21 protein-coding genes and 1 pseudogene are annotated in these 19235 nt (G+C 59.6%); 13 read left to right on the forward strand and 9 right to left on the reverse strand.

Annotation, left to right across the window (positions count from 1 at the left end):
- The 3 genes from K9857_RS23410 to arsC form a co-directional block, all read right to left on the reverse strand.
- On the reverse strand, positions 1 to 423 hold a 423-nt coding region (locus K9857_RS23410; protein ID WP_224539783.1), incomplete at its 3' end, for a DUF2069 domain-containing protein.
- A 2-nt stretch (positions 424 to 425) separates the two neighbouring features.
- Positions 426 to 1022 carry an NAD(P)H:quinone oxidoreductase gene (wrbA, locus tag K9857_RS23415; protein WP_224539785.1) on the reverse strand — a complete coding sequence of 199 codons (597 nt, stop codon included), beginning with the start codon at positions 1020 to 1022 and terminating at the stop codon, positions 426 to 428.
- Positions 1019 to 1372, reverse strand: coding sequence for an arsenate reductase (glutaredoxin) (arsC, locus tag K9857_RS23420; RefSeq protein WP_224539788.1), 354 nt, complete (start codon positions 1370 to 1372; stop codon positions 1019 to 1021). The genes wrbA and arsC overlap by 4 nt, the downstream gene beginning before the upstream one ends.
- A gap of 115 nt (positions 1373 to 1487) precedes the next feature.
- Here arsC and K9857_RS23425 point away from each other — a divergent pair, with 115 nt between their 5' ends.
- Positions 1488 to 1958 carry a TlpA disulfide reductase family protein gene (locus tag K9857_RS23425; RefSeq protein ID WP_224539789.1) on the forward strand — a complete coding sequence of 157 codons (471 nt, stop codon included), beginning with the start codon at positions 1488 to 1490 and terminating at the stop codon, positions 1956 to 1958.
- Between the two features lie 171 nt (positions 1959 to 2129).
- Here the strand turns inward: K9857_RS23425 and K9857_RS23430 are convergent, their stop codons facing one another.
- Both K9857_RS23430 and K9857_RS23435 read right to left on the reverse strand, forming a co-directional pair.
- Positions 2130 to 2534 carry an META domain-containing protein gene (locus tag K9857_RS23430; protein ID WP_224539792.1) on the reverse strand — a complete coding sequence of 135 codons (405 nt, stop codon included), beginning with the start codon at positions 2532 to 2534 and terminating at the stop codon, positions 2130 to 2132.
- Positions 2534 to 2968 carry a hypothetical protein gene (locus K9857_RS23435; protein WP_224539794.1) on the reverse strand — a complete coding sequence of 145 codons (435 nt, stop codon included), beginning with the start codon at positions 2966 to 2968 and terminating at the stop codon, positions 2534 to 2536. The genes K9857_RS23430 and K9857_RS23435 overlap by 1 nt, the downstream gene beginning before the upstream one ends.
- A 134-nt stretch (positions 2969 to 3102) precedes the next feature.
- Between K9857_RS23435 and K9857_RS23440 the strand changes: the two genes are divergently transcribed.
- Positions 3103 to 3507: a hypothetical protein gene (locus tag K9857_RS23440; protein WP_224539796.1), complete on the forward strand. Its 405-nt coding sequence runs from the start codon at positions 3103 to 3105 to the stop codon at positions 3505 to 3507.
- Positions 3508 to 3512: 5 nt separating this feature from the next.
- Here K9857_RS23440 and K9857_RS23445 read toward each other — a convergent pair whose 3' ends face one another.
- Entirely contained in the window at positions 3513 to 4502 is a 990-nt protein-coding gene (locus K9857_RS23445) for a 2-hydroxyacid dehydrogenase (protein ID WP_224539798.1), read from the reverse strand.
- Positions 4503 to 4562: 60 nt separating this feature from the next.
- A complete protein-coding gene (locus tag K9857_RS23450) occupies positions 4563 to 7316 on the reverse strand; it encodes a response regulator (RefSeq protein WP_224539801.1) in 2754 nt (917 codons plus the stop codon).
- A 216-nt stretch (positions 7317 to 7532) separates the two neighbouring features.
- On the opposite strand from K9857_RS23450, the gene K9857_RS23455 reads away from it, so the two are divergent.
- The 3 genes from K9857_RS23455 to K9857_RS23465 all read left to right on the forward strand — a co-directional run bounded on the left by K9857_RS23455 (position 7533) and on the right by K9857_RS23465 (position 10205).
- Entirely contained in the window at positions 7533 to 8252 is a 720-nt protein-coding gene (locus tag K9857_RS23455; RefSeq protein WP_224539803.1) for a response regulator transcription factor, read from the forward strand.
- Positions 8242 to 9600 (forward strand): sensor histidine kinase, encoded by a 1359-nt coding sequence (locus tag K9857_RS23460; protein WP_224539805.1) that lies wholly within the window; start codon positions 8242 to 8244, stop codon positions 9598 to 9600. The genes K9857_RS23455 and K9857_RS23460 overlap by 11 nt, the downstream gene beginning before the upstream one ends.
- A 104-nt stretch (positions 9601 to 9704) precedes the next feature.
- A complete protein-coding gene (locus K9857_RS23465) occupies positions 9705 to 10205 on the forward strand; it encodes a hypothetical protein (RefSeq protein ID WP_224539807.1) in 501 nt (166 codons plus the stop codon).
- A 48-nt stretch (positions 10206 to 10253) separates the two neighbouring features.
- Here the strand turns inward: K9857_RS23465 and K9857_RS23470 are convergent, their stop codons facing one another.
- On the reverse strand, positions 10254 to 10637 hold the full coding sequence (locus K9857_RS23470; RefSeq protein WP_224539809.1) for a hypothetical protein: 384 nt from the start codon (positions 10635 to 10637) through the stop codon (positions 10254 to 10256).
- A 298-nt stretch (positions 10638 to 10935) separates the two neighbouring features.
- Between K9857_RS23470 and K9857_RS23475 the strand changes: the two are divergent.
- The 8 genes and pseudogenes from K9857_RS23475 to K9857_RS23510 form a co-directional block, all read left to right on the forward strand.
- A pseudogene (locus tag K9857_RS23475) lies at positions 10936 to 11097 on the forward strand (ATP-binding protein); the annotation flags it as partial.
- Positions 11098 to 11201: 104 nt separating this feature from the next.
- Entirely contained in the window at positions 11202 to 11708 is a 507-nt protein-coding gene (locus tag K9857_RS23480) for a hypothetical protein (protein ID WP_224539811.1), read from the forward strand.
- A 643-nt stretch (positions 11709 to 12351) separates the two neighbouring features.
- Positions 12352 to 12519, forward strand: coding sequence for a hypothetical protein (locus tag K9857_RS23485; protein ID WP_224539813.1), 168 nt, complete (start codon positions 12352 to 12354; stop codon positions 12517 to 12519).
- Between the two features lie 35 nt (positions 12520 to 12554).
- A complete protein-coding gene (cysM, locus tag K9857_RS23490; protein ID WP_224539823.1) occupies positions 12555 to 13457 on the forward strand; it encodes a cysteine synthase CysM in 903 nt (300 codons plus the stop codon).
- Positions 13457 to 14809, forward strand: a complete 1353-nt coding sequence (gene rlmD, locus K9857_RS23495) for a 23S rRNA (uracil(1939)-C(5))-methyltransferase RlmD (RefSeq protein WP_224539815.1) — start codon at positions 13457 to 13459, stop codon at positions 14807 to 14809. Before cysM ends, rlmD begins: the two co-directional genes overlap by 1 nt.
- Positions 14810 to 14931: 122 nt before the next feature.
- A complete protein-coding gene (gene relA / locus K9857_RS23500) occupies positions 14932 to 17175 on the forward strand; it encodes a GTP diphosphokinase (RefSeq protein WP_224539817.1) in 2244 nt (747 codons plus the stop codon).
- A gap of 155 nt (positions 17176 to 17330) precedes the next feature.
- A complete protein-coding gene (gene mazG, locus K9857_RS23505) occupies positions 17331 to 18164 on the forward strand; it encodes a nucleoside triphosphate pyrophosphohydrolase (RefSeq protein WP_224539825.1) in 834 nt (277 codons plus the stop codon).
- Between the two features lie 28 nt (positions 18165 to 18192).
- Complete coding sequence (locus K9857_RS23510) at positions 18193 to 18735, forward strand: DUF2058 domain-containing protein (protein WP_224539819.1); 543 nt, start codon at positions 18193 to 18195, stop codon at positions 18733 to 18735.
- An 82-nt stretch (positions 18736 to 18817) separates the two neighbouring features.
- Here K9857_RS23510 and K9857_RS23515 read toward each other — a convergent pair whose 3' ends face one another.
- On the reverse strand, positions 18818 to 19006 hold the full coding sequence (locus K9857_RS23515; protein WP_224539821.1) for a hypothetical protein: 189 nt from the start codon (positions 19004 to 19006) through the stop codon (positions 18818 to 18820).
- Between the last annotated feature and the right edge of the window lie 229 nt (positions 19007 to 19235).

The raw sequence follows: 19235 nt of genomic DNA on the forward strand, positions 1-19235 counted from the left end.
GGCGACGGCGATCTCGCCTTCACCCGCCAACTTGCGGTTCAACTGATGCCGCCACCGCACATAAAGCAGCGCTGAACAGAACACCGCCAGACTTGCCGCCATCTCCAGCAAACCGAACATCTGCCGGTTCGGGTCATACGCCGCCAGCGCACCCTTGATGAAATACAGGTTCACCACGAAACACATCCACGAATGCCCGCGCGGGCTGCCGGTGAGCATGCCGGGCGCCAGGATCAGCAGCGGCACCAGCTCGATCAGCAAAATCACCCATGGCCGGGCGCCGTGCAGGTCCGCGACCAGCAGGTAGTAGATGCACAGCAATCCCACCAGACCGAGAAAACACAGCAGGCTGATCACCCGCATGGCGCGGACCCGGGGTTCGAGCCATTCAAGGGCGGGCAGGATCTTCGGCTTCCTGGCCATCCTCAGCCCTCCAGCTTCTGTGCGGTCTTGGCCAAGCGCATGCCCAGTGCGCGGCACAGCGCCACTTCGTGGGAATCCAGACCGCTCTTGCCGTCAGCCCCGGCGTGATGGCTGGCGCCATACGGCGTGCCGCCGCCCTGGGTTTCCAGCAAGGCCGACTCGCTGTACGGCAGGCCGGTGATAAGCATGCCGTGGTGCAGCAACGGCAACATCATCGACAACAGGGTGGTTTCCTGGCCGCCGTGCAGGCTAGCGGTCGACGTGAATACGCCAGCCGGTTTGCCCACCAGCGCGCCGGTCAGCCACAGGTTGCTGGTGCCGTCGAGGAAGTACTTGAGTGGTGCCGCCATGTTGCCGAAGCGGGTCGGGCTGCCCAGGGCCAGGCCCGCGCAGTTTTTCAGGTCGTCGAGGCTGGCGTACAGCGCGCCGTCGTCCGGAATGTCCGGCGACACGGCTTCGCACTCGGTGGAGATCGCCGGCACCGTACGTAGCCGTGCTTCAAGCCCGGCCTGCTCGACGCCACGGGCGATCTGCCGCGCCATTTCGTTGGTCGAGCCGCTGCGGCTGTAATACAGAACCAGAATGTACGGCGTGCTCATGGCAGCAGTTCCAGGATCTGCTCCGGCGGACGGCCGATGATGGCTTTGTCGCCGACGGCCAGAATCGGACGCTCCATGAGTTTCGGATGAGACGCGATAGCCGCGATCAGTTGTGCTTCGCTGAGCGTGGTGTCCGCCAGGTTGAGGGTTTTGTACTCGTCTTCGCCGGTGCGCAGCAGATCGCGGGCTCCGATGCCCAGCTTGCTCAGCAGGCTCTGGATTTGCGCGGCGTCCAGTGGGGTTTCCAGGTAGCGCACCACGGTCGGGGTCAGGCCGCGGGCTTCGAGCAGTTCGAGCGCACCGCGGGATTTCGAGCAGCGCGGGTTGTGATAAAGCGTCAGATCGGTCATGAGCGGGTCGCATGTTGTGTAAGGTGGCGGCTATTCTAACTGTGCAACGCGTAATCCAGAACCTTGGGAGGCAATGGGTCGCGGCAGTATTCTTTTTTCGACAAGGAATCACGACATGGCAAGGCGACTGGCAGCGGCATTGGCGATCTTCGGCGCGTTGATGCTGACGGGATGTGGGGGTAACGACTACGGGATCGATCAGAACGGGCAGAAGGTCGCTGCCGATCGCCTGGACGATAAATGGCTTGTGCTCAACTACTGGGCTGAATGGTGCGGTCCGTGCCGAACCGAGATTCCGGAATTGAACCACCTGTCCGAGCAGCTCAAGGACAAGAATATCGGCGTGTTCGGGGTCAACTTCGACAACGTGCAGGGTGAAGAGCTGAAGAGCGCGAGCGAGAAGCTCGGGATCAAGTTCACCGTGCTGGCGCAGGATCCTTCCGAACTGTTCGAGCTGCCGCGCAGTGAAGCCTTGCCGGTGACCTACATCATCGACAACAAGGGCAAGGTACGCGAACAGTTGATGGGCGAGCAGACGGCGGCGGGGGTGATGGCGAAGCTGGAGGCGTTGCAGGCGAAGAATTGAGTCGCTGACTCAGTACCTGTAGCAGCTGGCGCAGCCTGCGTCCGGCTGCGCAGCAGTCGCAAAACCTGAGTGCGAGATTTGCCTGAAACACCGCATAGTCTGATTTCACGACTGCTTCGCAGCCGGACGCAGGCTGCGCCAGCTGCTACAGGGCTGCGATTCTCTGAGGAATCAACCCTCTTCAAGCCACCAGCGCAGCGGCTTGCCTTCGGCAGGCCAGAAGCGCATCTGCTCGATGGACGAGACGTCCCAGCGCTGCACGTTTTCCAGGGCCTGCAGGAAACGTTTTTCCTGTTCCATCAGCGCCGGCGCGCAGAGTTTGCGGGTGCTGCCGATCTTGCCGAAGGTCAGCTTGTCGCCTTCTAGGGTGTACGGTGCGAACCAATGGTTGCAGCCGCCATTGCCGTACGCACGACCGTCTTCACCGAGGGTGATGGTCAGGTGGCTGTAATCCATCAGCGGGCGTTCGCCGATCCATTCCAGAATGTAGCTGCGGTTCTGCTGCAATTGCACCGGTTCGGCGGCGCAGCCCATGAGGCCGACACCTACCATCGCGGCCAGAGCCTGGTGTTTCATCAAGCAGGCTCCTGGCATTTCGGGCACAGGTGTTTCTCACCGACAGACTTCCAGCCCAGCTCGGCAATCCGCGCAGTGGCGGCAGGTTTCTCAGCCTTGCTGCCCAGCTTGGCATCGACCGCGAACTCGAAGCTCAGCTCCTTGGCGCAGCTGTCGCAGTTCACCTGCCAAGTGTGAATCGCCAGCTCGCCGAACACCGGACCACTGGCCACCGCCACCCATTGGCCGGGCGGGTTGATCAAGTGGCGAACCGTTTCGACGGTCAGGCGCATGGACAGGTCCTTGGCGCCTTTGAGGGTGACCACCAGCACATCGTTATTACGAATCGAGCCGCCGTTGCCGGTGACCTGATAACGTCCCGGCACCAGGGCGCGGCATTCAGTGAGGGTGTGTTGCGGGTTCATCAGGCTGTAGCGGAAATCGTGTTCGACCATGGGTCCTCCAAATATGCGCGACATGCTAGCACGGGCATAAGGACAGCATGGTGCGGGCAGATGACCTTCGATCAGGTTCAACTGATCGGTCGACTCATGGCACACTGCCGCTTTTCAATCCCCAGGGAACGGACATGGCGTTAATCGAGTGTTTTGAATGCAAGCAACGCATCAGTTCAACGGCGCCTGCGTGCATTCATTGCGGCGCACCTGCGGCCGCGCAAGCGGTTGCTGCAACGCCATCTCCAGCGCCGCAACAAGCACCTCTTTCTTTCGGGCGACTGCCAACTGATGAGAGCGTGCCACGGGCCACTCCCGCGGCGTTCCGGCGTCGGCGTCAACCGCAAGCAGAGCCCGAAGCCGTGGCCCCGGCTGTCGTGCCGACCGGCCCGCGCAAGGTGGAACTGTGGCTGAAGATCATGGTGTTTTTGCTGCCGGCGTTTTTTGTCTGGTTCCTGCTGCGCCGCGGGCACAGCGCCATGCAGCGCCTGATCGGCTTTGGCTGGTTGGGACTGCTGATTCTGCTGACCAAGGCCTGAGCCGATCAGCCCTCGACCCTGTTCTGTGCGTTACCGGCCGCCCACGCCGCGATGTTCTGCAAGGTCGTCGCGGCAATGGCACCCAGGGCCTCGCGGGTCAGAAAGGCCTGGTGCGCGGTGACGATCACGTTAGGAAAAGTCAGCAATCGCGCCAGCACATCGTCCTGCAACGGTAGGTCGGAACGGTCCTCGAAGAACAGTTGCGCTTCCTCTTCATACACGTCCAGCCCCAGATAACCCAATTGGCCGTCCTTTAATGCATCGATCAGCGCAGGCGTGTCCACCAGGCCGCCGCGACCGGTGTTGATCAGCATCGCGCCCGGTTGCATGTGCGCCAGCGTTTCGCGGTTGATCAAATGTTTGCTCTGCTCGTTGAGCGGGCAGTGCAGGCTGATGATCTGCGATTCGGCCAACAGTTGCGGCAGCTCCAGATAACGGGCGCCCAGCGCTTCGACCTGCGGGTTTGGATGGGGGTCGTAGGCCAGTAACTGGCAGCCGAAGCCGTGCATGATTTTCGCGAAGGTTGCGCCGATCTGCCCGGTGCCGACCACGCCGACGGTCTTGCCCACCAGATCGAAGCCGGTCAGGCCATGCAGGGTGAAATCGCCTTCGCGGGTGCGGTTGTAGGCGCGGTGCAAGCGCCGGTTCAGGGCCAGGATCAGCGCCACCGCGTGCTCGGCGACGGCATGGGGTGAATAGGCGGGAACCCGAACGATGGTCAGCCCCAGGCGTTTGGCCACCGAGAGATCGACATGGTTGTAACCGGCCGAGCGCAGGGCAATAAGGCGCGTGCCGCCGGCTGCGAGACGCTCCAGCACCGGGGCGCTCAGGTCATCATTGATGAAGGCGCAGACCACCTCGTGATGTTCCGCCAGCGCCGCCGTATCCAGACTCAGCCGCGCGGCTTGAAAGTGCAATTCGATGCCGGTCGGCAATTCGGCGGCGAGAAAACTGTCGCGGTCGTAGGTCTGGCTGCTGAAAAGAATGGTGCGCATGAATCCTCCTGATCCCCTGGCTACATTAGTCAGCCTTTACACCCGGTGTATTGCCCTGAATCAAGCATTGATCCGCGCCTGGGCCGCCAGGCGATTGATCGCCCGGTCGAGTTCTTCGAGAGCGCCGAAGGCCTTTGGGTCCTGTTGCTTGAGCAGGGTTTCGCTGCGCTGGCAGGCGGCGCGCAGTTGCGGGACGCCGCAATAACGGGTGGCGCCATGTAAGCGGTGGACCCGTTCGATCAAGGCATTGTGGTCGCGGTTTGCCTGGGCCTGGCGAATCGCCTCGCGGTCGGCCTCCAGCGATGCCAGCAGCATCGCCAGCATGTCCGCGGCCAAATCGGCCTTGCCCGCGGCCAGGCGCAAACCTTCTTCGTGATCCAGCACCTGCAACTCATAGGCGCCGCCATGATTGTCGCCCGGGCGTTCCGGGCTGTGATTGCGCAGCGCCAGGCCGCTCCACTTGAGCACCACTTGCGCCAGTTGCCGCTCGCTGATCGGCTTGGTCAGATAGTCGTCCATGCCGCTTTGCAGCAGCGCGCGCTTTTCGTTGGCCATGGCGTGGGCGGTGAGGGCAACGATCGGCAACGGCGTGCAATGCCGTTCGCTTTCCCACTGACGAATCGCTTCGGTGGTCTGGCGCCCGTCCATGCCGGGCATCTGCACGTCCATCAGCACCAGATCGAAGGTCTCGGTCTGCACCGCCTTGACCGCGGCGTACCCGCTTTCCACCGCGAGCACTTTGGCGCCCATGTCCTCGAGCAGGGTCTGCACCAACAACAGGTTGGCCGGGTTGTCATCGACGCAAAGCACTTTCGGCGCGCGGCTGGACACCGGCTCGCCAGGTTCGCTGCGCGGCAGGCGCGGGTTGACCAGATCCGACAGCGCCCGGCGCAGCTTGCGGGTGCAGGCCGGTTTGGCCTGAAGCTGGCTGTGGGGGTTGGGGACCGAGAGGTGGAACAGCGTCTGTTCCGTGGTCGGGCACAGCACCAGCACCTTGCAGCCCAGGTGTTCGAGGTCCCAGATGTGCTGGTTCAGGCGCTCCGGCGGCATGTCGTTGCTGGTGACGCCCAGCACCGCCAGATCGATCGCCTGTTCGGTCTGGTGGGCAACGGTCACGCCATTGGTGAGGCTTTCCAGGTTGGCGAAGGGTGCGACCGTCAGCCCGCAGTCTTCCAGCTGATGTTGCAATGCCTGACGGGCCAGCTCGTGATTTTCCAGCACCGCGACGCGCCGTCCGAACAGCGGCGGACCGGGCAGGTCTTCGGCATCGTCGCGGGTTTTCGGCAGGCTCAGGCTGATCCAGAACTCCGAACCTTCGCCCGGGATACTCTCGACGCCAATTTCGCCACCCATCTGTTCGATCAGACGCTTGGAAATCACCAGACCAAGACCGGTGCCGCCGGGTTGGCGCGACAGCGAGTTGTCAGCCTGGCTGAAGGCCTGGAACAGCGCGCGCACGTCCTGACTGGACAGGCCGATACCGGTGTCTTGAATGCTGATGCGCAGTTGCACGCTGTCTTCGTGTTCTTCCTCGAGCATGGCGCGGGCAACGATGGTGCCTTCGCGGGTGAACTTGATCGCGTTGCTCACCAGGTTGGTGAGGATCTGCTTGAGTCGCAGCGGATCGCCCACCAGCGACAGCGGCGTGTCGCGGTACACCAGGCTCACCAGTTCCAGCTGCTTGGCATGGGCGGCGGGGGCGAGGATGGTCAGGGTGTCCTGCAGCAGGTCGCGCAGGTTGAACGGAATATGGTCGAGCACCAGTTTGCCGGCCTCGATCTTCGAGAAGTCGAGGATCTCGTTGATGATCCCCAGCAGGCTGTCGGCGGACTTTTCAATGGTGCCCAGATAGTCGAGCTGGCGCGGGGTCAGCTCGCTTTTTTGCAGCAGGTGGGTGAAACCGAGAATGCCGTTGAGCGGCGTGCGGATCTCGTGGCTCATGTTGGCGAGGAATTCGGATTTGATCCGGCTCGCCTCCAGGGCCTCCTTGCGCGCCAGGTCGAGCTCGATGTTCTGGATCTCGATGGTTTCCAGATTCTGGCGCACGTCTTCGGTGGCTTGGTCGACACTGTGCTGCAATTCTTCCTGGGCGTTCTGCAGGGTGCCGGCCATGCGGTTGATGCCGTACGCCAGCTCATCCAGTTCCTGGCTGCCAAGGGGTGGCAGACGGGTTTCCAGATGGCCGTCCTTGAGCTGGGCCACGGCCTGTTTGATCTGGGTGATCGGCCGATTGATCGTGCGGCCCATGCGCAAGGCCAGCAACGCCGCGCCGCCAAGCCCGGCAAGGATCATCATCAGGCTGGCGAACAGGCTGCGATAGCCGCGCAGCAACATGCCGTTGTGGGACAGTTCCAGTTCGACCCATCCCAGCAGCCGGTCGGTTTCCGCAGGGATGACGTCCGCCGCCAGATTGCGGTGTTTGCCGAATACCGGCAGCAGGTAGCGGGTTGCATCGTTGCCAGTGCGGCTTAGCATCTGCGAGCCATCGCCCAGTGGCGCCGGATTGAGCATGATGGGCCCGGCGTGGGCCAGCAGCGAGCGGTCCGGCGCAAGGAAGCTCACGGCGCGCACGTCCGGCTGTTCCAGGGATTGGGTTGCAATGCGTTCCAGCAGGTCGCTGTCCTTGTGGCCCATGGCCGGTGCCACCAGGGGAGCGAGCTGCTCGGCGATCATCTGACCGCGCTGCATGAGTTGGGCGTGCAGGTCAGCTTGTTGCAGCCAGGTGAAATAGCCGCCCAGAACCAACGCCATCAGACTGGTCGGCAACAGGGTCAGCAATAGCACGCGGCCTTTAATTCCCAGTTTCGTGAGCACGCATCTCTCCTGCATCCAGCTATCGATAGACCTGCGCATGCGTCCGGCACGCACCATTTGCGCAGTGTAGCGATTTGCACGCGGGCAATCTTCGTAAAAATCGATGGCGTCATTCGTCGCCCGAAGCGGCAGTTTCCACTCACGGTCAGCCCCTTGACTTGTCCCGCACCGCTCAATCTTGAATAATCGCCAACTGAGAATTATTTGCAGATAACCATGACTCCCATCGCTGCCGTCCATCCCCGCATCTTATCCATCGAAGACGACCTGGTGCTTGGTGCCTACGTTCATGATCATCTGGGCCGGAGTGGCTTTGAGGTGACCTGGTGCCAGAACGGCCAGGAAGGACTGGACGCCGCGCGTCGGCAACCTTTCGATGTGGTGCTGATGGACATTCTGCTCCCCGGGCTCGACGGTCTTTCGGTGCTGACGCAATTGCGCCAGAGCCATTCGACGCCGGTGCTGCTGATGTCGGCGCTCGGTGCCGAAGCCGATCGCATCAGCGGTTTTCGCCTGGGCGCGGATGACTACCTGCCCAAGCCGTTCAGCATGGTCGAGTTGCGGGTGCGCATCGAAGCGATTCTACGGCGGGTGGCGCTTGATCGACGGCCGACGCCGGTGTCCATCGCCCCGGTCGTGGACAGCCTGCGTTTCGACGACGAACTGTTCGACGTGGTCTACGACGGGCGGGCAGCGGGTCTGACCCGAACCGAATATCGACTGCTGGAAACCCTCAATCGCAACGACGATGAAGTCCTGAGCAAAGCCTTCCTTTATCAGCACGTCCTGCAGCGCGGCTACGCGGCCCATGACCGTAGCCTGGACATGCACATCAGTCAGATCCGCCGCAAGCTCAAGGCCGTCGGCTATACCGAGCGCGAAGTGCGCACCGTCTGGGGCAAGGGCTACATCCTGAGTGCCGGCGATGAAATGTAATCTGCCGGGACGGCACTCGCTGTTCTGGAAGCTCGCCTGTCTGCTGGTGGCGTTCTGTCTGCTGATGATCTGGCTGAGCTGGTCCTGGGGGCGCTACATGGAAGAGCGCAACCAGTTCCTCTCCGATGAGGCCCGCGGCACCCTGACACGTTATGCCGCCGAAGCCGAACAGGCGTGGCAGCAGGATCAGCGCGATGGCATCGATCGATGGCTGCAGGGCATGCGCCAGCGGGAGAAGAGTTGGGTGGGCGTCATCGGCGGCGATTTGCAGTCGCTGAGCAGCCAATGGTTGTCGGAAAAAGACACCGAGCACCTGACCTTTCTGCGCGGCCTGGATTGGCCCATCCACAAGAAAGGCCGACCATGGATGCGCGTACCCTTTCCCCACGATCCGGCCGCCGGCAGCCTGGTGATCGAACTGCCCGAACGATTCGTGCCCGGTCGCTATCGGGTGTTCTGGCGGGTGATCACCAACGGCGTCATTCCTGGTCTCTTCACTTTATTGCTGTGCGTCGGCCTGTACCGTCTGCTGGTGGTGCCGCTCAATCATCTGCGCGCGCAGGCCAACGCCTGGCGAGCCGATCAATTGAACGTGCGACTGTCCAGTCGCACCACCAACCGTGCCGATGAACTGGGCGAACTGGGCAGGGCGTTCGATCACATGTCCGAACGCCTGCAAAGCACCGTGGCCTTGCAGCAGCAATTGCTGCGCGACCTGTCCCACGAACTGCGCACGCCATTGAGTCGCCTGCGGGTGGCCAGTGAAAGCGAGGAGGATCTGCAAGCCTTGCGCGAGCGCATCGGCCGAGAAGTAGACGGCATGCAGCGACTGGTGGAGGACACCCTGCAACTGGCCTGGCTCGACACCGAACGCACCCGACTGCCCGACGAAGCGATCCAGATCCAGGCTCTGTGGGAAATGCTCACGGAAAATGCCTGCTACGAAAGCTGCTGGCCGGGCGGCCAACTGCAGTGTTCGGTGGACGCCTCCTGCTGGGTTCGCGGCCATCTCAACACCCTGGCCCAGGCGTTGGAAAACATGCTGCGCAACGCCATTCGACATTCACCCGAGGGTGGCATCGTCCGGCTTGCCGGTCGACGGGATGGCGATTACTGGCACCTGTGGCTGGAGGACCAGGGCGGCGGCGTGGCGGAAGCGGATCTGGAGCGGATCTTCCTGCCTTTCACGCGTCTCGACGGCTCGCGGCCGGGGGATGGTGGTTTTGGATTGGGGTTGAGCATTGCCAGGAATGCGGTGCAGCGGCAGGGCGGCAAGCTTTGGGCGCAGAACACCGGGAGTGGGTTGCGGATGAATATGCGGTTGTTGGTTCATCCGGTGCCGGGTTGAGATAATTCGCAACATCTTCAAAGGCTTTTGGCTGGATATAGCACTCAAGGTATTTGTTTGAGGGGCGATATCCAGTTTGATAATAAAAAGCCAAGGAGATGTTTATGAATGTTAACTTGCCAGCCCTGTCCATGAGGTCGGATCCCTATTTCATCAAGAATCCTGATGAGACGACCAATAACTTTACGAAGAAAAATGTTGAAGATGCTGCTGAAACTTTGGAATTGAAGAGCGAGCTTTCGATTGATGAGTTGAAAGAAATGCTGAAGGGGTATGACTTCACGTCAATCAGCACCAACGAATTGGCTGATGTTGGTTCTTTATTGGTTAAAAGTGGCTTGATCGATGGCGACGTGTCGATGTTTTTCATTTTTGGAAACAAGGAAACTGACGAAACCGGTCATCAAACGGGAAAAGACGTCAAGTTTAATGCGGTAGCCATGTTTAATCAGATGCTGGGAGACAGGCAGGAGTCGGAATTGAACGCAATAAAAAGCTTTCGTGAAATATCCAGCCACCTTACTCGAGCAAATCATGTCCTGGCAGCACTTTCCTATTTTGCCAACTCTTCTCAAACCAGCCTTTCCGTCAATGTGGAAGCTTGAATTGGCAGTGCCCGTCCTGGCAGGTACGGGCACCTGATGGTTTAAGGTTTAGCGACCGTAGCGTGTGGTACCCGAATAACTTCTGGGCACGTCGTGGTCATTCACATGAAGAACTCTATATGTACCAAAAGGACCCAGTACGGAAGCCGAACTGCCATTGTTACTGGCTACCTGATTCCAGGTTCCCCCTCCCTGCTTCTCAATTACGATCCTGGGAGGCGATCCGGTGCCTGAAGCGGAAATGGTCGAAGTAATATTCGCCTTTTGACATCTATTTGCACCTGTGATGGAAAACGGTCCCTGTACGATCACGGATGATTTAGCAGGGACGATCCCGGTATAGGTGTTTTGAATGTAAGTGCATGCAGCAGAAGCTGGGCCAGTTGCAAGAATAAGAGCCGCCGCAAAGGGAAGGGCGAGTAATTTTTTCATTTGTATCTTCCTTGAATAATGATTGAGTAGTGCAGCAAGGGTCAGTTTGCAAAGGCTGTCGCATTAATGCTCTGCCCGTCGAGAAGCCTACTCGCGCTACATAGTTTTCACTAGTTCACGAACAGCACCGCGACCTGAAGGAAACTTCCTAAGACTTCGATCTTCTTTCCTACAGAAATCGCACGAACTTAAACATCCCGTTGTAGGAGCGAGCATGCTCGCGATGGTCGTCAACGATAGCGCTCGCAATCTGACGCCCTGCGGTGCCCCACCCTCCATCGCGAGCAAGCTCGCTCCTACAGAGTTCGATGGTTCGCGGCGGGGGGGGGGCGGGTTCGGCCTGGGGTTGAGTATTGCCAGGAATGCGGTGCAGCGGCAGGGCGGCAAGCTCTGGGCGCAGAATACCGGGAGCGGGTTGCGGATGAATATGCGGTTGTTGGTTCATCCGGTGCCGGGTTGAGATAATTCGCAACATCTTTAAAGGCTGTTGGTGGGATATAGCGCTCAAGGTATTTGTTTGAGGGGCGATATCCAGTTTGATAATAAAAAGCCAAGGAGATGTTTATGAATGTGTACTTCTCTAGCCAATCGATGAGGTCGGACCCGTACCTCATTAAAAATCCTCTCGAGACGACCAACAGCTTTACCAAGACAAATGTGAATGATGCTGTTGATGCGTTGAAATTGAAGTCGAACAGTGAACTCTCACTTGAAGAAATCAAGGAGACTCTGAAAAAGTATGACTTCACTTCCATCAGTACCAAGGAACTCGCGGAGGTGGGTTCCTTGCTATTCAAAAATAGTTTGATTGGCGGAGAGGTGGCGCATTTTTTTACTTCTGGAAGAATGGCCTATGACGATGCGGGTCTTCCTACCGGAACTGATGTTAAATTCAATGCGGTAGCTCTGTTTAACGAGATGCTCGATGACAGGCTCACCCATAAAAGAACGGAAGCTAAGGGGTTTCATGAGCTGACAAGGAATTTGACTCAGGCAAATCACATAATGGGTGCACTGTCCTATTTCGTGAACTCGCCTCAGGGTGATATTTCCGTCAACATCGAAGCCTGAGCTAGCAGTGCCCGCACACGCGGCGTACGGGCACCTCATCCCTAAGGCTTATCGACCATAGCGCGTAGTGCCGGCATATCCTCTTGGTACATCGTGATCATTAATGTGACGAACTCTATATGTGGCGAAGGGGCCAAGTGCAGAAGCGGTTTTTCGATTGATTCCTCCATCAACATGCTTCCAGGTTGAGCCTTCCAGTCGTTCTATAACTAGAACTGGGTGCGGCCCTGTACCCAATGCGCTGATAGTTGAATCGATATTTGCTTTTTGGCATCCGTTCGCACCGGTAATGGTGAAAGGGCCTTGAACAGTTACGGCGGAGTTGGCTTGTACTATTCCGCTATAGGTGTTTTGAATGTAAATGCAAGCTGCAGAAGCCTGATTGGCTAAAAGGACTAGGGCTGCAAAAGGGATAGCCAGTAATATCTTAATTTTTATCTTCCTTGAATGGCGCTTGAAAGCGTCGTGAGAGTTGGTTGACAGGCAGTTGCATTAATACAATGCCCGTCCAAAAGCCTACTCGTGCTCCTTGATCCTAACTAGTTCACGAACAGCACCGCGACCTGAAGGAAACTTCCTAGGACATCAATCTTCTTTCCTACAGGATTCGCGCGAACTTAAACATCCCGTTGTAGGAGCGAGCATGCTCGCGATGGTCTTCAACGATAACGCTGGCAATCTGACGCCCTGCGGTGCTCCTTCCTCCATCGCGAGCAAGCTTGCTCCTACAGGGATCGGCATCGACCTTATTCCTGTAAACCATAAGCACCTCACTTTGCGTGATATGGGCTTGCGAGGTTTGCCGGTATGATAGGCGCCCCCGCAGTCTGGATTGCGAATGACGCCATGACCTTGCAGTACCCAACCATCGCCGATTGCGTCGGCAACACTCCGCTGATTCGTTTGCAGCGCCTGGCTGGCGAGACCAGCAACACCCTTTTGCTCAAGCTCGAAGGGAACAACCCGGCGGGTTCGGTCAAGGACCGTCCGGCGCTGTCGATGATCACCCGTGCCGAATTGCGCGGGCAGATCCATCCCGGCGATACGCTGATCGAAGCGACTTCGGGTAACACCGGGATTGCGCTGGCCATGGCCGCCGCGATCAAGGGTTACAAGATGATCCTGATCATGCCGGACAACTCCAGCGCCGAGCGCAAGGCTGCGATGACCGCCTATGGTGCCGAACTGATTCTGGTGACCCAGGAGCAGGGCATGGAAGGCGCCCGCGATCTTGCCCAGCATATGGAAGCCGAAGGCCGTGGCAAGGTGCTGGATCAGTTCGCCAACGGAGATAACCCCGAAGCGCACTACACCACCACCGGCCCGGAAATCTGGCGCCAGACTCAGGGCACCATCACCCATTTCGTCAGTTCCATGGGCACCACCGGTACCATCATGGGCGTTTCGCGCTACTTGAAAGAGCAGAACGAAAACGTGCAGATCGTCGGTCTGCAACCTATGGAAGGCGCGGCGATTCCGGGCATTCGTCGTTGGCCTGAAGAGTATCTGCCGAAGATCTACCAGGCCGATCGCGTGGATCGCATCGTCGACATGGCGCAACGCGAAGCCGAAGACGTGACCCGTCGCCTGGCCCGCGAAGAAGGCATCTTCTGTGGCGTTTCCTCCGGCGGTGCCGTGGCAGGCATGTTGCGCCTGTCCAAAGAAGTTGAAAACGCGGTGATCGTCGCGATCATCTGCGACCGTGGCGACCGTTACCTGTCGACCGGCATTTTCGACGCGCCCAACTGATGGCCAAACATGAAAGAGGTCTGCGCTTCCAGCCCACTGGCGGCAGCAAGGCCCCGCAAATCCCGACCGGCAAAAAGCAGCGCCTGAGCATCGAGCGCCTGGCCAATGACGGTCGCGGTATCGCGTTCTTCGAAGGCCGCACCTGGTTCGTCATCGGCGCTCTGGCCGGTGAGGAAGTCGAGGCGCGCGTACTTGGTACCCACGGCAAGGTGGTCGAGGCGCGTACCGAGCGGGTGTTCAAGGCCAGCGATCTGCGTCGTCCGGCACCCTGCGCCCATGCCGGTCGTTGCGGCGGCTGCAGCGTGCAGCACCTGCCCCACAACGAACAGCTTGCGCTGAAACAGCGCATGCTCGCCGAGCAGTTGTCGAAAGTCGCAGGGGTCGAGCCTGAAGAATGGGCCGCGCCTTTGAGCGGTCCGGAATTCGCCTACCGTCGTCGCGCCCGTATTGCGGTGCGCTGGGACATGAAGGCGAAGAAGCTCGAAGTCGGTTTCCGCGCCGCCGGCAGCCAGGACATCGTCGCCATCGACGAATGCCCGGTGCTGGTACAACCGTTGCAGCCGATCATGACCCGTTTGCCGGAAATGCTGCGACGCTTGAGCAAGCCCCAGGCGCTCGGTCATGTGGAGTTGTTCAGCGGTTCATCGCTGGCGGTGTTGCTGCGGCACATGGCGCCGCTGTCCGATGCCGACCTGACGATTCTCAAGGATTTCTGCGCGTTCCATCACGCCCAGCTATGGTTGCACGGCGAAGGCGAACCGCAACCGATCGAGGCCGATCAGGCGCTGGGTTATCGCCTGGAGCAGTGGAATCTGGAGCTGGCGTATCGTCCCGGAGACTTCGTGCAGGTCAATGCCGGCGTCAACGAGGCGATGGTTGCCCAGGCGCTGCAATGGTTGAAACCGACCTCGGATGAACGGGTGCTGGACTTGTTCTGTGGCTTGGGTAACTTTGCGTTGCCGCTGGCGCAAACCGTTCGTGAAGTGGTGGCAGTGGAAGGTGTGCAGGTGATGGTCCAGCGGGCAGCCGAGAACGCCGCTAGCAACAATCTGCATAACGCGAAGTTTTTTCAGGCCGATTTATCCCAGCCTTTGACCGACGCCGAATGGGCGCGCGAAGGCTTTTGTGCGGTACTCTTGGACCCACCGCGTGACGGTGCTTTCGAGGTGGTGCGCAAGCTCAAGTCGCTGGGTGCGCAACGGCTGGTTTATGTGTCGTGCAACCCGGCAACTCTGGCGCGCGACACGGTCGAATTGATCAAGCAGGGCTACCGGTTAAAACGTGCCGGGATTCTCGATATGTTTCCTCAAACGGCGCATGTCGAAGCCATGGCGTTATTTGAAGCGAGCTAGGACGGCTCGTCTGGTCCGACTGACCCGCCCGTGCAGCCGCGTACCAGCCCGACGTGGATGCACAGGCTACGAAGGTCAGCGATTTGACGCATTGAATCTGCGTCGTAGGGAAGGTAAGAAAGATGGTACAGGTGAGAGCACACCAGCCGATCAACACCGACGGCAGTATCAATCTCGAGGCTTGGCTCGATCATGCGGTCAGTGTCGATCTGGCACTGGATCGCGAAGCCTTGAAAGAGGCCTGCGAGTACGCTCGCGAGGCCGAACAGCAAGCCAATGCGGCGAAGAACCTGTGGTCGGAAGGTAATTCGAGTTTCCGCACCGGCCTTGAAATCGCCGAGATCCTCGCCGACCTCAAACTCGATCAGGATTCGCTGGTCGCCGCGGTTCTGTACCGCGGCGTGCGCGAAGGCCAGATCCCGCTTGCGGCAGTCAGCCAGCGCTTCGGAACCGTGGTAGCCAAGCTCATCGACGGCGTGCAGCGCATGGCGGCGATCAGCGACAGCCTGAGCCCGCGCAAATCCATGGTGATGGGCACCCAGGGCCAGGTCGAAAACCTGCGCAAGATGCTCGTGGCCATGGTCGACGACGTTCGCGTCGCGCTGATCAAGCTGGCCGAGCGCACCTGCGCGATCCGCGCGGTGAAAACCGCCGATGACGAAAAACGCAACCGCGTGGCCCGGGAAGTCTTCGACATCTACGCGCCGCTCGCCCACCGCCTGGGCATCGGTCACATCAAGTGGGAGCTGGAGGACCTGTCCTTCCGCTACCTGGAGCCCGATCAATACAAACAGATCGCCAAGTTGCTCCACGAGCGGCGACTGGATCGCGAGCGCTTTATCAGCGACGTGATGAGCCAGCTGAAAAACGAGCTGCAGGCCACCGGCGTCGAGGCCGATATCAGCGGCCGGGCCAAACACATTTATTCGATCTGGCGCAAAATGCAGCGCAAGGGTCTGGAATTCAGCCAGATCTACGACGTGCGCGCCGTTCGCGTGTTGGTGCCGGAAATGCGCGACTGCTATACCGCGCTCGGCATCGTCCACACCTTGTGGCGGCACATCCCGAAAGAGTTCGACGACTACATCGCCAACCCCAAGGAAAACGGCTACCGCTCGCTGCATACGGCGGTGATCGGTCCCGAGGGCAAGGTGCTGGAAGTGCAGATCCGCACCCACGCCATGCACGAAGAAGCCGAACTGGGTGTTTGCGCGCACTGGCGCTACAAGGGCACCGACGTCAAATCCGGCTCCAATCACTACGAAGAGAAAATCTCCTGGCTGCGTCAGGTGCTCGAGTGGCATGAGGAGCTGGGCGATATCGGCGGTCTGGCGGAACAGCTGCGGGTCGATATCGAACCCGATCGCGTATACATCTTCACCCCGGACGGTCACGCCATCGACTTGCCGAAGGGCGCGACGCCGCTGGACTTTGCCTACCGCGTGCACACCGAGATCGGTCACAACTGCCGTGGCGCCAAGATCAACGGGCGCATCGTGCCGCTCAACTACAGCCTGCAAACCGGTGAACAGGTCGAGATCATCACCAGCAAGCACGGCGTTCCAAGCCGCGACTGGCTGAACCCGAACCTGGGTTACGTCACCACGTCCCGGGCGAGGGCGAAGATCGTTCACTGGTTCAAATTGCAGGCGCGCGATCAGAACGTCGCCGCCGGCAAGACCCTGCTGGAACGCGAACTCAATCGCCTTGGCCTGCCGGCGGTGGATTTCGAGAAGCTGGCCGACAAGGCCAACATGAAAACCGCTGAAGACCTGTTTGCCGCCCTGGGCGCTGGCGACCTGCGCCTGGCGCAACTCGTCAATCTGGCGCAGCAACTGGTCGAGCCGGAGCGCGGCAACGAACAACTGGAGCTGATTCCACGTAAGGCCACTGGCTACAAGCCGGGCAAGCGTGGCGACATTCAGATCCAGGGCGTCGGCAACCTGATGACCCAGATGGCCGGCTGCTGCCAGCCGTTGCCGGGGGATGCAATCGTCGGTTACATCACCCAGGGTCGTGGCGTCAGCATCCACCGTCAGGATTGTGCCTCTGTGTTGCAACTGGCCGGGCGCGAGCCGGAGCGGATCATCCAGGTCAGCTGGGGGCCGGTGCCGGTGCTCACTTACCCGGTGGACATCGTCATCCGTGCCTACGACCGTTCCGGACTGCTGCGTGACGTTTCTCAGGTGCTGCTCAACGAGCGGATCAACGTGCTGGCGGTCAATACCCGCTCGAACAAGGAGGACAACACGGCGTTGATGTCCCTGACCATCGAGATTCCGGGGCTGGACGCGCTGGGGCGGTTGCTGGGACGGATCTCGCAGTTGCCGAACATCATCGAGACCCGGCGTAACCGTACCCCGTGATGGGATCTACCGGGACCAATTGGCATCAAATTGGAACCCACTGTGGGAGCGAGCCTGCTCGCGATAACGGAGTGTCAGACAGTGAAGTGTTGCTGATACGCCGTCATCGCGAGCAGGCTCGCTCCCACAATATGGATTTGTGGTGAGAGTGAATGATGTACACACTTGAAGACCTGCTGCACCTGATGAACCGCCTGCGCGATCCGCAATACGGTTGCCCGTGGGACATCAAGCAAACCTACGCCACCATCGTCCCGCATACCCTCGAAGAAGCCTACGAAGTCGCCGATGCCATCGAGCGCGGGGATTTCGATCATTTGCAGGGCGAGCTGGGCGATCTGCTGTTTCAGGTGGTGTATTACAGCCAGCTGGCGCGGGAAGAAGGGCGCTTCGAATTCGCCGGCGTGGTCGACAGCATTACCCGCAAGCTGATCCGTCGCCATCCCCATGTATTCCCCACCGGTGATCTGTACGCAGCGCTGGATGTGCCGCGCTTGAACGAGGAACAGGTCAAGCAGCGCTGGGAAGAGATCAAGGCCGAAGAGCGCGCCGAGAAATCCGAGGCGCCGCAGCAGCTGTCGTTGCTCGATGACGTGCCCGCCGCGCTGCCGGCGTTGTCCCGTTCAGCCAAGTTGCAAAAGCGTGCAGGGCAGGTGGGCTTCGATTGGCCCGATGCTTTGCCGGTGCTGGACAAGGTCCGTGAAGAACTCGATGAAATCCTCGAGGCGATGGCCGATAACGACCCGGTGGCGATCAGCGATGAAGTCGGCGATCTCCTGTTTTCCGTGGTCAATCTGGCGCGGCACCTCAAGGTCGATCCGGAAACCGCGCTGCGTGGCGCCAACGGCAAATTCGAGCGACGCTTCCGTTTTATCGAACAGGCATTGCGCGACACCCACCGTCCCATGGAAGATTGCACCCTCGAAGAGTTGGACGCCCTGTGGGGCGAAGCCAAACGTCAGGAAAAGAATGTACCCAGCTGCGGCTGAACAGTTGCCTAAGTGAGTAATAAGCACCATGAGCATTTCCCTTCGCGACCAGTTGCTCAAAGCAGGGCTGGTCAACCAGAAGCAGGCCAAGCAGGTCAGCAAAGACAAGCAGAAACAGCAGCGCTTGGCCCACAAGGGTCAGATCGAGCTGGATGATTCCCAGCAGCGTGCTGCCCAGGAAGCCCAGGCCGAGAAGGTCAAGCGCGACCAGGAGCTCAACCGTCAGCAGCAGGAGAAGGTCGAGGCCAAGGCCCGTGTCGCGCAGATCAAGCAGTTGATCGAGGCCACCCGCCTGCCGAAGTTGACGACCGAGGACTACTACAACTTCGTCGACGACAAGAAGGTCAAGCGTCTGTCGGTCAACACGCTGATGCGCAACAAGCTGAGCAGCGGCTCGCTGGCCATCGTGCATCACGCTGGCGGCTACGAGGTGATACCTCGTGAGGCGGCGCTGAAGATCCAGGAGCGCGACCCGCAGCGCATCGTGCAGATGAATGAAAAGACCGAAGAAGTCGCGATCGAAGACGATCCGTACGCCGCCTTCCAGATTCCTGATGATCTGATGTGGTAAGCCGCAAAGGCCTGCAATAACGACAAACCCCGCTCATGCGGGGTTTGTCGTTTTCAATGCTGTGATTACTTGGATGGAGGGTTCAGGCGGAGCGGCGTTCGCGCAGTTGCTCCAGCGTTTCCAGTTCGGCCTTGTAGTTTTGCGCGTCTTTCTCGGAATGGAACATCCCGACCAGCAGGTCTTGTTGGTGCACATCCCAGATCCGGATACCGGCAGCAATGCCTTCGTGGGACATATGTGAATCGTCGCGTTCAGTTACTTTTACAGTCATCTGCTAGCTCCAATCTCTCTGATATCTGCAGCAAGGCGTGTGCAGGACTCAGTTATAGAATTTGGTAGCTTGCTAAGTAAACTCCTGAATTTGGAAAGGGATTGTTGCCGGATCGGACAGAATCCTGCAGCCCGCGTAAACCGCGACATTCAGTCGCAGGGCGTTCGGTTCCATGACAAAAGCTTCATGTTCCCGACAGCAAAACCCGTGCATGACACCCCGTACCTGT

This window comes from Pseudomonas sp. REP124 (assembly GCF_020164475.1).
Taxonomy (GTDB): Bacteria; Pseudomonadota; Gammaproteobacteria; order Pseudomonadales; family Pseudomonadaceae; genus Aquipseudomonas.